Below are 16916 nucleotides of genomic sequence, written 5' to 3' on the forward strand. Positions count from 1 at the left end.
GCCCTTACAAAGCATCACTTAGGGGTGCGAGGCTATCGCCTTCTCGATCGCGGCCCTGAAGGCGGGATCATCGGGCTTGGTCAAGCTCGAGAAGTTGCCAATCACCTTGCCCCGGCGATCCACCACGTACTTGTAGAAATTCCACTTCGGCGCGCTGCTCTGGTGCGCCAGCTCGACAAACAGCGGTATCGCATCCTTGCCGCGAACCGGCTGGGTCTTGGTCATGGTAAAGGTCACACCGTAGTTGGCGTAGCAGACCTTGGCAGTCTTCTCGCTATCAGCGTCTTCCTGCTTGAAGTCATTAGACGGCACGCCCAGCATTTCCAGGCCCTGCTCGTGATATTCCTTGTACGTCGACTCCAGACCTTCGAACTGCGGTGCAAAACCGCAGTAGCTGGCCGTGTTGACCACCACCAGCGGCTTGCCGCCGAAGCGTTGGCACAGGTCGACCTGCTCCTTGCCACGCAATTCAGGCAAGCTGCCCTGCAACAGCGCCGGGCAATCGGCAGCCCAGCTGGAACTGGCGGCCAGCAGAGCCAGCAACGGCATCGTCAACCATTGAGCACGCATGATTCATTCCTCCTGCAAGACAATCCTTGAACTTGCAGGGTAGCGCTTAACAAACGCTCATGCCCAGCTGCATCAACGCCATCCCGCCCCGCTGCCAGCCCCACCACACCAGCGCCAGCAACAACGCCGCAGCCGCCAGCAGCAGCCCGCGGGCCAGGTAGCGGTTCATGCCGCTTGCACCTGCAGGCGGGCGACCGGCCGTTCACGTACCGGCCAGTTGAGCGCAGCAGCCAGCACACTGAGCAGAATCGAAATCTGCCAGACCAGGTCGTAGTTGCCGGTCTGGTCGTACACCACGCCACCCAGCCAGCCCCCCAGGAAGGCGCCCAGCTGGTGGAACAGGAAGACAATACCGCCGAGCATCGACAAGTTGCGCACGCCGAAGACCGTGGCCACGGTGCCATTGGTCAAAGGCACGGTGGAAAGCCACAGCAGCCCCATGGCAATACCGAACAGGTAGGCACTCACCTGAGTCACCGGCACCCACAGGAACAGCGCGATCACCACCGCACGCAGCAAATACAACGCGGTGAGCAGGCGTGGCTTGGACATGCGCCCACCCAGCCAGCCGGCGGTGTAGGTACCCACGATGTTGAACAACCCGACCAGCGCCAGCACCGTGGTGCCGGTGGTCGCTGGCAGGTGCTGGTCAACCAGATAGGCCGGCAGGTGCACGCCAATGAAGACCACCTGGAAACCACAGACGAAGAAACCCAGGGCAAGCAGCCAGAAGCCTGAGTGCGAACACGCTTCGCGCAGGGCCTCGCCCAACGTCTGCTCCGCACCATGACTGGGCAGCGGGCGGTCACGCAGGAGACCGACAAAGGGCACGATCAACGCCACCAGCAAGCCAAGCACCAACAGCGCCGACGACCAGCCCAGCCACTCGATCAGGCCAAGGGTACCGGGGAGCATGGCGAACTGGCCGAAGGATCCGGCAGCGCTGGCGATACCCATGGCCATGCTGCGTTTCTCTGCCGGCACGGCGCGGCCGACCACACCGAGGATCACCGAGAACGAGGTGCCAGACAGACCGATACCGATCAACAGGCCGGCACTGAGCGACAGCGACCAGGCCGAATCGGCGGTGCTCATCAACAGCAGGCCAGCGGCATAGAGAATGCCACCGATAATCACCACCCGCGCTGCACCGAGGCGGTCGGCCAGCGCACCGGCAAACGGCTGCGCCAGGCCCCAGATCAGGTTCTGCAGGGCAATGGCAAAGGCGAACACTTCACGGCCCCAGCCAAAGTCGGCACTCATCGGCGCCAGGAACAGGCCAAAACCGTGCCGCACACCCAGGGACAGCGCCAGGATCAACGCCGCCCCCACAAGAACCCACCCGCTGGTTCGCCACACCGAAGTCATTGTCGTTATCTCCAGCACATCGCAAGGTTGTACGGGTATATACCCGCTTCTAGTCGTAATGATTCAGGCAAGCCGCTCCAGCAAGCGCACAAGCTCGTCACGCTGCCCTTCGCCCAACTGCTCGACCAGCATCAATTGCGCCTGCTCCCAGGCTGGATGAGCCGCTTGCAAGCGTGCCGCACCCGCTCCGGTCAGCAACACCACACGATTGCGCTGGTCATCACCATCGGCAAGGGCTACCAAGCCCTCGGCCTCCAGCACGCGCAGGTTACGGCCCAGGGTACTGCGCTCCAGGCCCATGGCCTCGGCCAGCGTGGTGATACTGGGGCGATCAAGCCGCTGCAGGTGGCGCAACAGGGAAAACTGGGCGACATTGATGCCGAAGCCGGCAAGGGCCTCGTCGTAATGCCGGCTCACCCCGCGGGCGGCGCGACGCAAATGGGTGCAGATGCATTCACTGGTCAACATGGATACGTGTATATACCCGCACCCACGGTGTTGCAAGAAGTTTCAGTCTGCCAGACGTCGCCGGATCGGCTCGAATTCCGCTGTGGCCTTGCGCGCCAACGGGTCCGGCTTACCTTGCTCGATCGCTTGCCAATAGCGCCATGGCACCTTTGCCGATCCCAGTTCGTAGTCCATGCCATCCCAGTTGTCTTCGCGGAAGCTGTAGAACGCCCAATGCAACCGATGCCGGTCCATGACCGAGAGGACATCCTCCAGGTATTCGCTGCAACCGGGCAGTCGGCGCATGCACCCGAACTCCCCCACGACCAGCCGGGAAGACGGCAGCTTCATGCGCTCCATCCAGGCCAATGGCAGGCTCAGATACTGACGGACCCGTTCGGCATCCCACTGCTGACTTTCACCACCGAACGGCGCCGGGCCGGGGTAATCGATGGGGGCCTTGCGCAACAGGTTCGGCGCACTGGTGGCCGAATAGGGCTCATACATGTGCACGCTATAAAGCACCCGGTCATCCTGCAAGGGCGCCTGCCAGTAACCGAAGGCATCGGCACTGGCGAACCAGCCTGCATCGACCATGACCGGGGTCTTGGCATCCACCTCGCGTATCGCCGCTATCAACTGCGTGTAGAGCGCTGGCAAGTCACGCGCCCCACCCCGCTGCTGTGCGTACCACTGCTGCATGTGCTCAGCCGAAGCATGCTCGGCCAGGCCGCCAAGTTTCTCGGGGGCAGGTTCATTGATCAGGTTGTAGGCGGCGATGGCAGGATGGTCTTTCAGTTGCCGGGCCAGATCTCGCCAAAAGTTGGCCGCTTGCCGGGCGTAGCCGTTGCCTTGCCACAGACGGTCATCGAACTGCCCCTGGTTGTTTTGTGACCAGCGCATGCCAGGCAGCGATAGCGGCGTAATGACCACCTTGAGCCCTGCCCTGTGCGCACGATCCAGGGTATCGCGCAACTGCTTGAGATCAGCGGCGGGCAGTTGTTCATACCGGTCCGCATTGCCCAACAGGAAGTCACGCTGCGCCGGCTTCCACTTGTCGTAGGACAGCCGTACCCAGCTCGCGCCGTACGCACTCAACGCATCGAAGTAGGCCTGGTCCGGCGGCAAGCGATTGAAGCTGTTGCCGCCGTGGCGCGGGGTGTTCCAGAAGTCGATCAGGTCGGCTGCCGTAACGGGGCCGATGACGGTGACCAGCAACCAGGCCAGCAGGAGTTGTCGCATTGCCCATGCCTTCGCGGTGTAAGAGAAACCGCGAGCATAGACAGCTGCAGAAAATGCGTCATTTCCTGAATTTTTTCAGGGATTTTCCGAAAATTTGCAGCCAGTTTTATGCGAAAGAAATTTCGCCAAGCACTGTAGGGCTATTACTAAATTGCCAAGCCCAGCAGCACGGTCAGTTCGAGAATCTCCAGCATGGCACCTGCGGTATCACCCGTGGTCCCACCCAGACGCTTGCACATCAACCGGCGCAAACCGATGAACACAGCGATCGCCGCAAGCATCGGCAAGATCGCGTGGGCGCCACCCACCAGCAAACACAGCAGCAGACTGGCCAGCAGAACCCACACGGCCGTACGCCGCGGCAGGTGCTCGGCCAGGGCCTGCCCCAGGCCCCCGCGACGCACGTAAGGTGTGCCGAGAAACAAGCCGAGCATCGCCGCCCGCCCCACCACCGGCGCCAGTAGCAAGGCCATGCCCGCGCCCTGCTCCACCAGCACCCACAGGGCACAGAATTTCAGCAGCAACAGCAGCACCAGTGTGACCACGGCTATCGGCCCGCTGCGCGGATCTTTCATGATCTCCAGCGTGCGCTCCCGGTCGCCGAAGCCACCTAGCCAGGCATCGGCACTGTCGGCCAGGCCATCCAGGTGCAACGCGCCACTGAGCAACACCCACAGCGTTAGCAACAGGGCCGCGTGCAACGGCGCCGCAGCCCCTTGCAGCAGGTGGCTAACCAGCCACAGCAACAGGCCGAACAGCAACCCTACCAGCGGGTAGCACAACAACGAGCGGCCCATTTCACGTGGCTCAGGCATCCCCGGCAAACGTACCGGCAAGCTGCTGAGGAACTGCAGGGCAATCCAGAACGGCAACATGTCAAAGCACCTCGTGCATCGCGCCAGCTTCGTCCACCGCCAGGCGCATCAGGGCACCATGGCCAACCTCGACCTGCAGCAACTGCTCTCTGGGCAGCCCGCGGGCAAGTGCCAGCAGCAGCCGCATGACGCCACCATGGGTGACCAGCAGCACGCGCTTGCCGGCATGCTGCTGGCGCAGGCGCCCGACGGCAGACAGTACACGCTCGGCAAAGGCAGCGACGGGCTCCCCTGCCGGCGGCGTGTAGCTGTATGGGTCGGCCCAGAAACGCCCAAGCTCGTCAGCCTGGGTTTGCATGATCTGCAAGGCACTGCGCCCTTCCCACTCGCCAAAATGCAGCTCTTGCAGATCGGCGTCGAGCTGTACCGGCATGCCCAGCTGCTCGGCAAACCGCGCGCAGCGCTGCAACGGTGAGCTGACCAGCACATCCCAGGGGCCTGCACCTGCCAGCGCTTCACGCATCTGGCTCCAGCCCTTGTCGGTCAGGGCATCGTCCAGGCTGCCGCGCAGGCCGCCGCCCTGCTCGGTTTCACCGTGGCGCAGCAGGTCGAGGATCATGCCGGGCGGTCCGCCACCGCGGCTTCAGCGAAGGTCGCCATCTGCCCGTGCAGGGCGCAGGCCAGGCGCATCAGCGGCACCGCCAGGGCGGCGCCACTGCCCTCGCCCAGGCGTAGGCCCAGCGCCAGCAATGGCTGGGCCTCAAGTGCCGCGAGCAGGGTCTTGTGCCCAGGCTCGGCGCCCTGGTGAGCGAACAGCAGCCAGTCACGGCTCTGCGGATTGAGGCGCACCGCCAGCAATGCCGCGACGCTGCAGATGAAGCCATCCACCAGCACGGCAATGCCTTGCTGGGCGCAGGCCAGGTAGGCACCGGTCAGCGCTGCGATCTCGAAGCCGCCGACACAGGCCAGCGCCTGTAGCGGCTCGTCGGCGCGCAGGCCGTGCAGCAGCAGGGCGCGCTCGATCACTTCGGCCTTGTGGCGAACACCGGCGCTGTCCAGGCCGGTACCCGGCCCGCTCAGCTCACGCGCCGGGCAGGCCAGCAAACTGCTGGCCAGCGCGGCGGCGGCAGAGGTGTTGCCGATGCCCATCTCGCCACCGATGAACAGCTGCGCACCATTGGCCGCTGCGCGCAAGGCGCTGTCGCGACCGGCCTGCAAGGCAGCCTGCAGCTGGGCATCGGTCATGGCCGGCTGGCGGGCGAAGTTGGCGGTGCCGGCGCCGAGGCGCAGGTGCAGCACCCCTGGCAGTTCCAGCTCAGGGTCGATGGTGCCGAGGTCGACCACTTCAAGGCTGGCCTGCAGTTGGCGCGCCAGCACGCTGATCGCCGCGCCACCGCCAACAAAGTTGCGCAGCATCTGCCCGGTAACCGCCTGCGGATAGGCCGAAATGCCCTCTTCGACCACGCCATGGTCGCCCGCGAAGATGGTGATGGCGACCTGGTCCAGGATGGGCCGCTCGCAGCCTTGCAGGCCAGCCAGCTGCACGGCCAGGCCTTCCAGCTGGCCGAGCGAGCCGGCAGGTTTGGTCAGCTGCTGCTGACGGGCGCGGGCCTGGTCCATGGCGGCGTTGTCGAGGGGTTGGCAGGCATCACGCCACCAGGCTTGGTTCATAGAGCGGGTCCTTTGAGCATGAGAGGTAGGCCGGCCACGGTCAGCACCACGCGCTGGCAGCGTTCGGCAACGGCCTGGTGCAGCCAGCCGGCCAGGTCGACGTAACGGCGGGTCAGCTCGCCCATGGGCACTACGCCCAGGCCGGTTTCGTTGCTGACCAGAATGAGGGTGCCGGGCAAGTCCGCCAGGCAGTCGAGCAGCGCATCGCGCTCTGCGGTCAGCCGCTGCGGATCGTCGAGCATCAGCAGGTTGGTCAGCCACAAGGTCAGGCAGTCCACCAGCAGGCAGTGGCCTTCGGCGGCTTCTGCACGCAACACGGCAGCCAGGGCCAAAGGTTCTTCGATCAGCGCCCAGTCGTCGGGCCGGCGTTGGCGGTGCAGGCGCACGCGCTCGTTCATTTCGCCATCGAGCGGCTCGCTGGTGGCGATGTAGGTGACTGGCAGGCCGCTTTCACTGGCCAGCTGCTCGGCCAGGCGGCTCTTGCCCGAGCGGGCGCCGCCGAGGATCAGGTTGCGCATGTCAGGCGACTCCACACAGCGTGCGCAGGTGCGCGGTATCCAGGTGCTTTTCCACCAGGTCGGCCAGGCGCTCGATGTCACGCTCGCGCAGGGCCTCGTAATCGATGATCTGCACATTTTCCAGGCCCGCCCAGCGCAGCAGCGCGGCACACGACTGGCTGCCCTCGAACAGGCCATGTAGGTAGGTGGCGAGGATCTGGCCATCGGCACTGACCGCGCCGTCACAACGACCATCAGCGAGTTGCACGGCGGGCTGCTCCAAGGCAGGCCCTGTGGTGACGCCGGCATGAATTTCATAACCGGCGACCGGTGCGGCTTCCAGGTTCAGGGACCCGGCCACGTTGCGCAGTTGCTTGTCGGCTTCAAGCACCGTCTCGTAATCGAACAGGCCAAGCCCGGTACTGGAACCGGCGGCGCCTTCGAGGCCAAGTGGGTCGTGAACTTCACGGCCGAGCATCTGCAGGCCGCCACAGATGCCGATCAGCTTGCCGCCGTAGCGCAGGTGCCGCTCGATGGCTTTGTCCCAACCCCGCTCGCGCAGTTGTGCCAGGTCACCACGCACGCTCTTCGAGCCAGGCAGGATGATCAGGTCGGCGGCCGGAATCGGCTGGCCCGGGCCGATGAACTGCAAGTCGACCTGCGGGTGCAGGCGCAGCGGGTCGAAGTCGGTGTGGTTACTGATACGCGGCAGCACCGGGACGATCACCTTAAGCACCCGCTCCTGCTTGGCGCCCTGGCGAATGTCGATGCCATCCTCGGCTTCCAGGTGCAGGTCGGTGACATAGGGCAGCACGCCCAGCACCGGTTTGCCGGTGCGTTGCTCCAGCCAGTCCAGACCCGGCTGCAGCAGCGCGATGTCGCCGCGGAAGCGGTTGATGACGAAGCCCTTGACCCGCGCCTGCTCGCTTGGCGACAGCAGTTCGAGGGTGCCGACCAAGTGGGCGAACACCCCGCCACGGTTGATGTCGGCCACCAGGATCACCGGGCAGTCGACCGCCTCGGCAAAGCCCATGTTGGCGATGTCGCCGGCACGCAGGTTGATCTCGGCCGGCGACCCCGCACCTTCGACCATCACCACCGGGTAGGCGGCGCTGAGGCGCTGGTGCGAGGCCAGCACCGCCTGCATGGCGATGGCCTTGTAGTCGTGATAGGCCACCGCGTTCATGCTGGTGACGGCGCGGCCGTGGATGATCACCTGGGCGCCCGTGTCGCTGTTGGGCTTGAGCAGCACCGGGTTCATGTCGGTGTGAGGCGCCAGCCGGCAGGCCTGGGCCTGCACCGCCTGGGCGCGTCCGATTTCGCCACCGTCGGCAGTCACGGCGCTGTTGAGCGCCATGTTCTGCGGCTTGAACGGCACCACGCCAACGCCCTGGCGCAACAGCCAGCGGCACAAGGCGGTGACCAGCGTGCTCTTGCCGGCATCGGAGGTGGTGCCTTGCACCATGAGGGTGGTCATGCCGTTTCCTTCTGGTAATCAGTCAGGGCCTGGGCCAGGCGCTGCTCGTCCGCGGCCGTTGCCGGCAGGCCAAGGCGCACGGCGGCCGGCTGCTCGAACAGGCGCACGAGGATGCTGCGGCGGGCGAGAAAGTCATGCAAGTGAGCTGCGCGCTCGCTGCGCACGTACTGGAACAGGTCACAGCCACCCGTGGGCGTCAGGCCGCAGCCTTGCAGCAGGGTAGCCAGGCGTTGGCTGGCCAGGGCGCAGCGCTCGATCTGCGCCTGATGCGCCGCTTGGTCGGCAAAGCACGCTTGCGCCAGCACCCGGGTCGGGCCACTGACGGTCCAAGGCCCGAGCAGCTCGGCAAGGCGCTGCAACAGTGGCAGCTCGGCCACTACGCAGCCCAGGCGCACGCCGGCCAGACCAAAGAACTTGCCGAACGAACGCAGCACGATCAGGCCCGGACGCTCGGCGCAGTCAGCCACGCTGTGTTCGGGTGAGTTGTCCATGAACGCTTCGTCCACCAGCAGCCAGCCGCCGCGCTTAGCGAGCCGCGCATGCCAGGCCAGCAACTGTTCACGGGATACAAGCCGCCCGGTCGGGTTGTTCGGATTGACCAGCACCAGCACGTCGAGCTGATCGAGTTGCGCCTCGACCTGGCTTTCATCCAGTTCGATCAGCTGATGCCCCGCCCGCTGCCAGGCATGCGGGTGCTCGGCGTAGCAAGGCGTCAGCACACCCACGCACCCCAGCGGGCGCAACAAGGGCAAGGCCTGGATGGCCGCCTGGGAGCCTGCCACCGGCAACAGTTGCTGCACACCGTAATAGCGTCGCGCGGCCTCTTCGAGACCGTCGTCGGCTTCCGGCAGTCGTGCCCAGGCGTCCAGCGGAATCGCGGGAATCGGGTAAGGCCAGGGGGCAATGCCGCTGGACAAATCCAGCCAGTCTTCGCGGGCGATCCCGTATTGCCGCACTGCCCGCAGCAGGCGGCCACCGTGTTCAAGCATTCAGATAGGCTCCCACGCAGATCAGCAGTACCCACAACCAGACGCCACGCTGTACCAGGCTCCAGCCGCGCTCGATGGCATCGGCATCGGCCATTGGCCCCTCACCCAGGCGCGGGCGCTCGTGCAGTTCGCCGTGGTACACCGCCGGGCCGCCCAGCTCGACACCCAGTGCACCGGCACCGGAGGCCATCACCGGCCCGGCGTTGGGGCTATCCCACAGCGGCGCCTGCTTGCGCCAGCAGGCCAGGGCCAGGCGGGTCTTGCCGAGTAGTGCGTAGGTCAGCGCCACGAACCTGGCGGGAATATAGTTCAGCACATCGTCGATGCGTGCGGCACACCAGCCGAAGCGCTCGAAGCGTTCGTTGCGGTACCCCCACATCGCATCGAGGGTATTGCTCAGGCGGTAGAGCACCACCCCCGGCGCACCGGCCACGACGAACCAGAACAGCGCGGCGAACACTGCATCGCTGCCGTTCTCCAGCACCGATTCGGTGGCGGCGCGCGCCACGGCAGGCTCGTCCAGTTCGCGGGTTTCGCGGCTGACCAGATAACCGACTCGGCGCCGCGCCTCCTCCAGGTCACCCTGGCGCAAGGCGTTGGCCACCGGCAGCACATGTTCGCCGAGGCTACGCAAACCCAGGGCGCAATAAAGCGCCAGCACGTCCACCAGCCAACCGACATAGGGCAGCCAGGACAGGATCAGCGCCACCAGGGTCAGCGGCACCACGGCCAGGAACCAAGCGCTCACGCCATGGCTGCGCCAGCCGCGCCCACCGGCATTCAGGCGGCGCTCCAGGCTTGACGCCAGGTTGCCGAAGCCCACCAGCGGGTGCCGGCGCTGCGGCTCGCCCAGCAGTGCATCGAGGGCTACGCCGGCCACAGTCAGCAAGGCCACGCTCATGGGCGTTCTCCCCATTGGTTTTCGAACAGCATTTCACTCAAGGGGCGTTCTTGCGCCCAGTTTTCCTGCACCAGCATCGGCTGCGCATAGAATTCGCTGACCGGGCCCAGGCACAGCACTGCCACCGGCTTGGCCCCGGCGGGCATGCCCAGCAGCGCGGCCAGGGCTTGCGGGTCGAACAGCGACACCCAACCCAGCCCCAGGCCCTCGGCACGGGCAGCCAGCCACAGGTTCTGGATGGCGCAGGCCAATGAGGCCAGGTCCATTTCTGGCAGGGTGCGGCGGCCGAAGATGTGCGGCTCGCGGTTGTCCATCAACGCCGCGATGAGCACTTCGGCGCAGTCGCTGATGCCCTCGACCTTGAGTTTCATGAAGTCATCGGCGCGCTCGCCCAGGGCTTCGGCGGTGCGCACCCGCTCCTCTTCGACCAGGCCCTGAATGCGCCCGCGCAGATCGCGCTGAGTGATGCGGATGAAGCGCCAGGGCTGCATCAGACCGACACTGGGCGCCTGGTGCGCGGCAGCCAGCAGTCGACCGAGCAGCTCGGGCGCGACCGAGCCACCGGCAAAGTGGCGCATGTCGCGGCGTTCACCGATCGCTCGGTAGACCGCGGCGCGCTCGGCGGCGCTGTAGGCGTGATCAGTCATGGTCGCAACAGCGCCGCCGCCGCATCAGGGTTGGACGGGAAGTAGAAGTGCACATAGGAGGCGGTCAACCGGCCCAGGCGATACACCGCTTCGTTGCCGCGCCCGCCATTGGGGCTCAGGCCCCGGGCAATCGGCTCCAGCCCGGTGCTGGTCAGCGAGTGGTGGTAGGTGTGCCCGCGCAGGGTACCTTCTGGCAGTTCCACGGCCTGCAGGGCCAGGGCCGCCAGGCGCTTCTGCATGGTTGCCTCGCCCGGCAGCAGGCCCAGCAGTTCGGCACGCTCGCCAGCGACATCGGTCAGCGCATCGAGCAGGTACAGCATGCCGCCGCACTCGGCCAGCAACGGCTTGCCTTGGGCGTGATGGGCACGGATCGCCTCGCACATAGGCGTATTGGCCGCCAATACGTGGTGATGCAGCTCTGGATACCCCCCTGGCAGATACAGGCTGTCCACCGCCGGCAATTCGCGATCGTGCAGCGGCGAGAAGAAGGCCAGCTGAGCACCCAGGTCGCGCAACAGATCAAGGTTGGCGCCGTAAGTGAAGGCGAAGGCTTCGTCACGTGCCACGCCGATGCGCACACCGCTCAGCGACCCAGCATGGGGCTGCGGTTCAGGCGCGGCAAACACCACTGGCGGCGGCAAGGCAGCATCGCAGCTGGCGCCGAGGGCTTCGGCAGCGGCATCCAGGCGGGCATCCAGGTCATTCAGTTCACTGGCCTGGACCAGCCCCAGGTGGCGGCTGGGCAACTCGATGCCGCGCTCGCGCGACAAGCCGCCATACCAGCGCAGGCCTTCGGTCAGGCTGCCTTCGAGCAGTTGCGCGTGGCGCAGGCTGCCGACCCGGTTGGCCAGCACGCCGGCGAACGGCAGGTCGACCTGATAACGTGCCAGGCCCAGGGCCAGGGCGCCGAAGGTCTGGGCCATGGCCGTGCCGTCGATCACCGCCAGTACCGGTACGCCGAAATGGCGGGCCAGATCGGCGCTCGAGGGGGTGCCGTCGAACAGGCCCATCACCCCTTCGATCAGAATCAGGTCGGCTTCTTTTGCGGCCTGCCACAGCAGTCGACGGCTTTCCTCGGCACCGATCATCCACAGGTCGAGCTGGTACACCGGCGCGCCACTGGCCCGCTCCAGGATCATCGGGTCGAGGAAATCCGGGCCGCACTTGAACACCCGGACTTTTCGTCCAAGGTTGCGGTGCAGGCGGGCCAGGGCTGCGGTCACGGTGGTCTTGCCCTGGCCGGAGGCGGGTGCTGCGATCAGCACCGCCGGGCAGCTGCGCGTTTCACTCACAGTTCGACGCCCTTCTGCGCGCGGATACCGGCCTGGAACGCATGCTTGAGCATGCCCATCTCGGTGACGGTATCAGCCAGCTCGATCATTTCGTCCTTGGCCGCACGGCCGGTGACGATCACGTGCTGCATGGGCGGCCGGGCCTGAATGTCGCTCAGCACCTGGTCCAGGTCGAGGTAGCCGTGCTTGAGGGCGATGTTCAGCTCGTCGAGCACCACGAACTGCACGCTGGGGTCTTGCAGCAGCTGGCGCGATACCGCCCAGGCAGCTTCAGCGGCGGCGATGTCGCGCTGACGGTCCTGGGTCTCCCAGGTGAAGCCCTCGCCCATCACGTGGTAGCGCACCTGCTCGGGGAAGCGGCGGAAGAACAGCTCTTCGCCGGTGCTGCTGCGGCCCTTGATGAATTGCACCACACCGCACTGCATGCCATGGCCCAGGGCGCGGGCCAGCATGCCGAAGGCCGAGCTGCTCTTGCCTTTGCCGTTGCCGGTAAGCACCAGCAGCAGGCCGCATTCGTTAGGGGAATTGGCGATGCGCTCGTCGATGACCGCCTTCTTGCGCTGCATGCGCGCCAGGTGGCGTTCGTCGCGTTCGGTGGATTCGCTCATGAAAGGTTCTCCGCAGGCTGTCGCCATATGAACAGCGGCGACAGGTAATAGGCGGGCAGACGGAGAACGCGCAGGGGCCATGGCCGCAGCCACGGTGCACCGCGCATCACCCTCCGTGATGCCGTTGGCAGTTCCAGGCCGGTCTCCGGGCTCGTGAGCGGGCAAACGCCCTGGCCTGCGCGCCTTCCCGGGTAGTCGTACCCAGTGGCCCTGCGCGGCCGCTACTCACCTACCGTTGCGGGGGCAGCGCCGGAATCGCGCCATGCTGGCGACCACCGGCTTCCCAGTTTCACCCTGCCCAGTCGGGGCTGGCAGGGCACCTGAAACACGCCGCGAAGGTTAGAGGGTTGCACTGGGAGCGTCAATCGAACGGGGCCTTTTACTTCGGCAGAACTGGCCTGGGTCAATGGCCGATCCGCCAGGTTGTGCCACACTGAGCAGAGTGATATCACATAGCCATCATTTGCACTGAACGCGATCACAACGATAACAGGAGTGCGCAGCATGCAAGGCCAGATCATCAACAACCCGCACCTGGAATTTCTGCAACCGGTACTGGAGCGCTGGGTCGACTGCATTGACCGCTTCAACCGGTTCAATGGTGATGCCGAGGCCCCCTACTGGCACGGCACCGCCGCCAACATCGGCATGCTCGCCGCAGCCGCGTGGCAGGCCGAACTGACGGCACTGGCGCAATTTTCCAGCAAAAAGCACCGAGACGAGGGCGACCAGGAGGGGCGCTGCGACTTGTCGATCTGCAGCGCCGACGAGGCGCTCTACCTGAGCGTGAGCCAGCGCTGGCCAAAAATCACCCAGCTGGACATGGCAGCAGCCCTGCAGGAAACCGCCACACTTGCCCGCCAGGTGGCCTACCCCAGCCAGCTGAAGGCCGGGGCGCTGTTCATCACGCCCTGGAAGGCAGGCCAGCATGCCAGCCCGGAAGAACTGCAAGACCTGGTCGATGACCTGCAAAAACACACAGCTTGTGCCATTGCCTGGTACTTCCCTTATGCCTATCGCAAGCTGCACAACGAACTGGGCCAGTATTTCCCTGGGGTGGCGCTGCTGCTGAAGCAGGCCTGAGCTTAACGGCGGATCAGCGCCAGCACCGCAGCGACCACCTCGACCTGGAGGATGTCGAGCAAGTCGCAATCAGCCAGGAAAGAAACGCTCGACCAGGGCCGGTGTACGAAAGCGACTCCGGTAGTCTGCTTCGTTGAACAGCAACCCGGAACGCAAGTCGTACACCACTCCGTCAGCGGGCTTGACGGTTTGCTTCAGGGTCACCTTGATAAACTGGTAGTGCTCGCCCTTGACCTCCTCCAGGCCCTCGATGCGGAAGTAATGCCCTGGCAGGAACAAGCTCTCCGCCTCATCCCAGTACAGGGAAAACGCACTGACCGGCGTGGCATCACGGTATTGCCCGACCGGCAGCTCGAATACCACCGAACTGTCATCGAAGCTTCCCGACAAACCGTCTGGAATTTGCTGGCTCTGCACTGAGGCGAATTCGGCAACCTTGTAGGGGTTTTCGGTAAAAGATGTCAGGTCGGTATTGACCAGCACATCACCAACCTGCAATTGACCAGTCCTGTAGGCGCCTCCGCCGGTGCCACGGGAATGGTTGCCACCTCGGTAGAGCGTCACTTGGTTATTTTTGGGCAGCAGCCCCAGACTGTCCGCCAGGTCGGCGATGTACGCGTCTTCATCACCGTATTTGTAAGTACCCCAACGGAAAACGTCATTCACTTGCGATTCATCGCTGGTGTAGTACTCGATCAGGGTATTGAAGTACTGGTTACCGTAGCGGTAGGAATAGTAGCGCTTGCCGCCGACCATCACGCAGTCCAGGCCCAGCGCATCGAGGTCGGGGACCCGGCCGCGCGGCAGCTCAGCCACTGGCCATTTCGCCAGCAACGCTTTTTGCCGGCGCAATGCCCTGGCCGCCAGCCGCCCAAGCCGCGCACCATCACTGACCGTGTAGGTATCCCAGAAGGATGACCGGGTAATGGGCAGGCCCGGCTCCTGCGGACCCATCCCGCCCTGCAGCCGTGGCGGCGCCAGTAGCTCCCACTCGCCCGCCTCATTCAAGCGCACTGGCTGCAACGCAGCGAAAGCGAACGGGTTGTCAGCAGGCACCACCAACCAGGCCGACACTTCGTGGCTATAGCGCACGCGATAGCTCAGGCCACTGAGCATGATCCAGCAGCTGCCGTCATGATCAACACGTATGTCCCGCAAACGCCCGCTCTGCGCCAGCTCACCGTCAAGCACCGCATTGCTCTCCTGCCCCTCCACCGCCAGGCTGGCTGACGCCACCGGCTGCCAATCATCGAGACTGACGCTGACCTCGTGGGGCGGAGTTTCGTAAGCCAACGAGGCATGCATCGATGCGAAGCCGAGGTCCACCATGTTGAACGTCGCATAGATGCTTTCGATCATCGCCGAACGCAACGCCTGCTTGCGTTCCTGCTCATCGGTGGCGTGCAGCGCCGCGTCTACATCCAACCCGACCTTGGCGACAGTGGCCCCGAGCAGCATGAGCGACATCGGCCACCCCAGCGGTGCAAGGCTACCGAAGACATTCAGGAAAGCCGAGAGGTAGCCAGTGCACATGGCCTTGCGCAGCCCTGCATTGTCTTGCAGAAGCTGCCCGTTGCGGCGCATTTCCCCGGCAGCCTGGTCGCACAGCCAGGCAAAAAGATCGCTGCCGAGCGAACGCTTGAACAGCGACAACGCGATCAATCCGGCTTCATCGTCTCGGCTATCGGCGATGCCTTGCAGATGCACCCTGATCAGCTGGTTGATCGACCTGTCGCGAGGGTTGTTGTGGGCCGCCATGACGAATTCTTCCAGCGTTCCCTTGGCTTGCAGCTGCATACGCAGCCAGGACGCCATCGCCTGCGCCGAATCGAACCCCCGCAATGCCTCGTCCGCCCACGGTAAATAGGCGATTACCCGGCCATCAGCTGCCTGCATTGATAACAGGCAGCCCCGGTCTCCCTCACCGAAGGTATAACGGCTGACGACCAAGTTGCTGTCAGTGGATTGGCGCTCCAGCATGGCAAGCGAAGGCATGGCAATGTTGGCCAGCTCCGGTGACACCAGCCTACGCAGACGATGGGCGTCCTGTGCCGTAATGCGCTTGTCGAGCAAGGCGGCGGCCGCTTGCCCCAGCAGGTTGATCTTGGACAATGCCCGGAAATGCCTGGCGTTGTTAGACCAGAAGCGCTCGACCGATTCGCGATACAGTACTGCCAGGTCCAGGGCCCACAGATCCTTCTGCACCTCGCTGCCCAACATCGGCACTTCATTGCGTTCATTGTAGGTAGAGGCGTGGGGCCCCTGCAGGTAGAAGCCGCCGCGCTGGTCGAGCTCATCGGCCGCTTCCTGGTAGTACAGGTCGAACCGATCAATCATCAACTCGGTCATCACCATCGACTTCTGCGGTGGACCGCTGTGCTGCCAGCCAGTGAAGCTGCGCGCACTGCTGTGTTCGTTGTTGAACTGGTGCCACCAGACGAACCGTGGGTTCATCCATTTGCCGGTGTGCTTGTGCAGAATCTGCGCGGCATGGTGATGTGCCAGTTCATACAGGTCAGGGAAGTCCGTGAGGATTTGGTCCACCAGGCGCACAAGTGGGCGCGCCTCATCCAGGGTATCCAGGCTGCGGTTCATTCGTTCATTGAGGGTATTCATGGCCCACTCCAGCGCGTTGCTATCGGAGGCGCATACTGGCGACCTCGGGGCAACGCGGAGTGGTAGATGTTTGCCGCGTGAGGGGAAGGCGCGAAATCAGCGGTTTTGCGCGAGGTTGCCTTGGGGGATCACACGCTTGGCCTGCAGATAGGCCTTGGACCAGTAGCTGTTGGACAGGTAATCCAGGCGTACCGTACCGCCTGTGCGGGGCGCATGCACGAAGCGCCCCTCGCCCACATAGATGCCGGCATGGCTGACCTGTGAACCGCCACCGGTGGCGAAGAACACCAGGTCACCCGACTGCAGCGAGTTGATGTCCACGGTGGGCGCGCGCATGACGATCATTTCGCGCGTCGAACGCGGCAGGCTGATGCCCGCCGCATCGCGGTATACATAACCGATCAGGCCGCTGCAATCGAACCCGGAATCCGGTGTATTGCCACCCCAGCGATAAGGTGTGCCGACCAGGCCGATGGCGCGCATCAGCACGTCGTCCGCCAGCGGCGAGCCCTCGGGCTGGTTGTAGGTAATCTGTGGCTGCACCACAGGGGCCGGTGCCGGGGCACGGCTGGAGCAGGCGGCAAGCAATGCCACCAGGGAAAGAAATGCGAAGCGCGCCATCATCGCCATGGCCAGAACTTCCTGTCTGAGACCGAACGGCCGCAGCCGAAAAGAGTTGAGAATTTAGATTAG

General features: G+C 64.7%; 18 protein-coding genes and 1 riboswitch. Of the genes, 1 reads left to right on the top strand and 17 read right to left on the bottom strand.

All coding sequences use genetic code 11. The features are described 5' to 3' along the window. Positions 1–18: 18 nt before the first annotated feature. The 15 genes from N430_RS21070 to cobO form a co-directional block, all read right to left on the bottom strand. A complete protein-coding gene (locus tag N430_RS21070) occupies positions 19–570 on the bottom strand; it encodes a glutathione peroxidase (RefSeq protein ID WP_110638785.1) in 552 nt (183 codons plus the stop codon). A gap of 46 nt (positions 571–616) precedes the next feature. Continuing rightward, complete coding sequence (locus tag N430_RS29765; protein ID WP_256592168.1) at positions 617–739, bottom strand: hypothetical protein; 123 nt, start codon at positions 737–739, stop codon at positions 617–619. Continuing rightward, the gene (locus N430_RS21075) at positions 736–1938 is read right to left on the bottom strand and encodes an MFS transporter (RefSeq protein WP_110638786.1); all 1203 of its coding nucleotides are present in this window, start codon (positions 1936–1938) and stop codon (positions 736–738) included. The genes N430_RS29765 and N430_RS21075 overlap by 4 nt, the downstream gene beginning before the upstream one ends. Positions 1939–2001: 63 nt before the next feature. After that, a complete protein-coding gene (locus tag N430_RS21080) occupies positions 2002–2406 on the bottom strand; it encodes a MarR family winged helix-turn-helix transcriptional regulator (RefSeq protein ID WP_110638787.1) in 405 nt (134 codons plus the stop codon). Positions 2407–2448: 42 nt separating this feature from the next. Then, complete coding sequence (locus N430_RS21085; protein WP_256592170.1) at positions 2449–3561, bottom strand: glycoside hydrolase family 5 protein; 1113 nt, start codon at positions 3559–3561, stop codon at positions 2449–2451. Positions 3562–3773: 212 nt separating this feature from the next. Continuing rightward, positions 3774–4502: an adenosylcobinamide-GDP ribazoletransferase gene (locus tag N430_RS21090; RefSeq protein WP_110638789.1), complete on the bottom strand. Its 729-nt coding sequence runs from the start codon at positions 4500–4502 to the stop codon at positions 3774–3776. Between the two features lies 1 nt (position 4503). After that, on the bottom strand, positions 4504–5061 hold the full coding sequence (locus N430_RS21095) for a histidine phosphatase family protein (protein ID WP_110638790.1): 558 nt from the start codon (positions 5059–5061) through the stop codon (positions 4504–4506). Next, positions 5058–6113, bottom strand: coding sequence for a nicotinate-nucleotide--dimethylbenzimidazole phosphoribosyltransferase (gene cobT, locus N430_RS21100; protein ID WP_110638791.1), 1056 nt, complete (start codon positions 6111–6113; stop codon positions 5058–5060). The genes N430_RS21095 and cobT overlap by 4 nt, the downstream gene beginning before the upstream one ends. After that, entirely contained in the window at positions 6110–6631 is a 522-nt protein-coding gene (gene cobU / locus N430_RS21105; RefSeq protein ID WP_110638792.1) for a bifunctional adenosylcobinamide kinase/adenosylcobinamide-phosphate guanylyltransferase, read from the bottom strand. Before cobU ends, cobT begins: the two co-directional genes overlap by 4 nt. Before the next feature lies 1 nt (position 6632). Next, positions 6633–8087 carry a cobyric acid synthase gene (locus N430_RS21110; RefSeq protein ID WP_110638793.1) on the bottom strand — a complete coding sequence of 485 codons (1455 nt, stop codon included), beginning with the start codon at positions 8085–8087 and terminating at the stop codon, positions 6633–6635. Beyond that, complete coding sequence (gene cobD / locus N430_RS21115) at positions 8084–9076, bottom strand: threonine-phosphate decarboxylase CobD (protein ID WP_110638794.1); 993 nt, start codon at positions 9074–9076, stop codon at positions 8084–8086. Before cobD ends, N430_RS21110 begins: the two co-directional genes overlap by 4 nt. Then, positions 9069–9977 (bottom strand): adenosylcobinamide-phosphate synthase CbiB, encoded by a 909-nt coding sequence (gene cbiB / locus N430_RS21120; protein WP_110638795.1) that lies wholly within the window; start codon positions 9975–9977, stop codon positions 9069–9071. Before cbiB ends, cobD begins: the two co-directional genes overlap by 8 nt. Next, positions 9974–10624 carry a 5,6-dimethylbenzimidazole synthase gene (gene bluB, locus N430_RS21125; protein ID WP_110638796.1) on the bottom strand — a complete coding sequence of 217 codons (651 nt, stop codon included), beginning with the start codon at positions 10622–10624 and terminating at the stop codon, positions 9974–9976. Before bluB ends, cbiB begins: the two co-directional genes overlap by 4 nt. Then, entirely contained in the window at positions 10621–11916 is a 1296-nt protein-coding gene (locus N430_RS21130; protein WP_110638797.1) for a cobyrinate a,c-diamide synthase, read from the bottom strand. The genes bluB and N430_RS21130 overlap by 4 nt, the downstream gene beginning before the upstream one ends. Beyond that, complete coding sequence (gene cobO, locus N430_RS21135; protein ID WP_110638798.1) at positions 11913–12524, bottom strand: cob(I)yrinic acid a,c-diamide adenosyltransferase; 612 nt, start codon at positions 12522–12524, stop codon at positions 11913–11915. Before cobO ends, N430_RS21130 begins: the two co-directional genes overlap by 4 nt. Before the next feature lie 118 nt (positions 12525–12642). Further along, positions 12643–12863, bottom strand: a riboswitch (cobalamin riboswitch). A 165-nt stretch (positions 12864–13028) separates the two neighbouring features. On the opposite strand from cobO, the gene N430_RS21140 reads away from it, so the two are divergent. Then, entirely contained in the window at positions 13029–13607 is a 579-nt protein-coding gene (locus N430_RS21140; protein WP_110638799.1) for a hypothetical protein, read from the top strand. A 69-nt stretch (positions 13608–13676) separates the two neighbouring features. On the opposite strand, the gene N430_RS21145 is transcribed toward N430_RS21140, so the two are convergent. Both N430_RS21145 and N430_RS21150 read right to left on the bottom strand, forming a co-directional pair. Next, on the bottom strand, positions 13677–16223 hold the full coding sequence (locus N430_RS21145) for a dermonecrotic toxin domain-containing protein (protein WP_110638800.1): 2547 nt from the start codon (positions 16221–16223) through the stop codon (positions 13677–13679). A gap of 96 nt (positions 16224–16319) precedes the next feature. Further along, entirely contained in the window at positions 16320–16853 is a 534-nt protein-coding gene (locus N430_RS21150; protein ID WP_110638801.1) for a C40 family peptidase, read from the bottom strand. Positions 16854–16916 lie beyond the last annotated feature (63 nt).

This window comes from Pseudomonas sp. CC120222-01a (assembly GCF_003097235.1).
Classification (GTDB): domain Bacteria; phylum Pseudomonadota; class Gammaproteobacteria; order Pseudomonadales; family Pseudomonadaceae; genus Aquipseudomonas.

Bases quoted from the DNA above. Each gene is read 5' to 3' on its own strand.
- N430_RS21090 (WP_110638789.1), bottom strand. From the start codon at position 4,502: ATGTTGCCGTTCTGGATTGCCCTGCAGTTCCTCAGCAGCTTGCCGGTA.
- cobD (WP_110638794.1), bottom strand. From the start codon at position 9,076: ATGCTTGAACACGGTGGCCGCCTGCTGCGGGCAGTGCGGCAATACGGG.
- N430_RS21070 (WP_110638785.1), bottom strand. From the start codon at position 570: ATGCGTGCTCAATGGTTGACGATGCCGTTGCTGGCTCTGCTGGCCGCC.
- cobO (WP_110638798.1), bottom strand. From the start codon at position 12,524: ATGAGCGAATCCACCGAACGCGACGAACGCCACCTGGCGCGCATGCAG.
- N430_RS21140 (WP_110638799.1), top strand. From the start codon at position 13,029: ATGCAAGGCCAGATCATCAACAACCCGCACCTGGAATTTCTGCAACCG.
- N430_RS29765 (WP_256592168.1), bottom strand. From the start codon at position 739: ATGAACCGCTACCTGGCCCGCGGGCTGCTGCTGGCGGCTGCGGCGTTG.
- N430_RS21150 (WP_110638801.1), bottom strand. From the start codon at position 16,853: ATGGCGATGATGGCGCGCTTCGCATTTCTTTCCCTGGTGGCATTGCTT.
- N430_RS21075 (WP_110638786.1), bottom strand. From the start codon at position 1,938: ATGACTTCGGTGTGGCGAACCAGCGGGTGGGTTCTTGTGGGGGCGGCG.
- bluB (WP_110638796.1), bottom strand. From the start codon at position 10,624: ATGACTGATCACGCCTACAGCGCCGCCGAGCGCGCCGCGGTCTACCGA.
- cobT (WP_110638791.1), bottom strand. From the start codon at position 6,113: ATGAACCAAGCCTGGTGGCGTGATGCCTGCCAACCCCTCGACAACGCC.
- N430_RS21110 (WP_110638793.1), bottom strand. From the start codon at position 8,087: ATGACCACCCTCATGGTGCAAGGCACCACCTCCGATGCCGGCAAGAGC.
- N430_RS21080 (WP_110638787.1), bottom strand. From the start codon at position 2,406: ATGTTGACCAGTGAATGCATCTGCACCCATTTGCGTCGCGCCGCCCGC.
- N430_RS21095 (WP_110638790.1), bottom strand. From the start codon at position 5,061: ATGATCCTCGACCTGCTGCGCCACGGTGAAACCGAGCAGGGCGGCGGC.
- cbiB (WP_110638795.1), bottom strand. From the start codon at position 9,977: ATGAGCGTGGCCTTGCTGACTGTGGCCGGCGTAGCCCTCGATGCACTG.
- cobU (WP_110638792.1), bottom strand. From the start codon at position 6,631: ATGCGCAACCTGATCCTCGGCGGCGCCCGCTCGGGCAAGAGCCGCCTG.
- N430_RS21145 (WP_110638800.1), bottom strand. From the start codon at position 16,223: ATGAATACCCTCAATGAACGAATGAACCGCAGCCTGGATACCCTGGAT.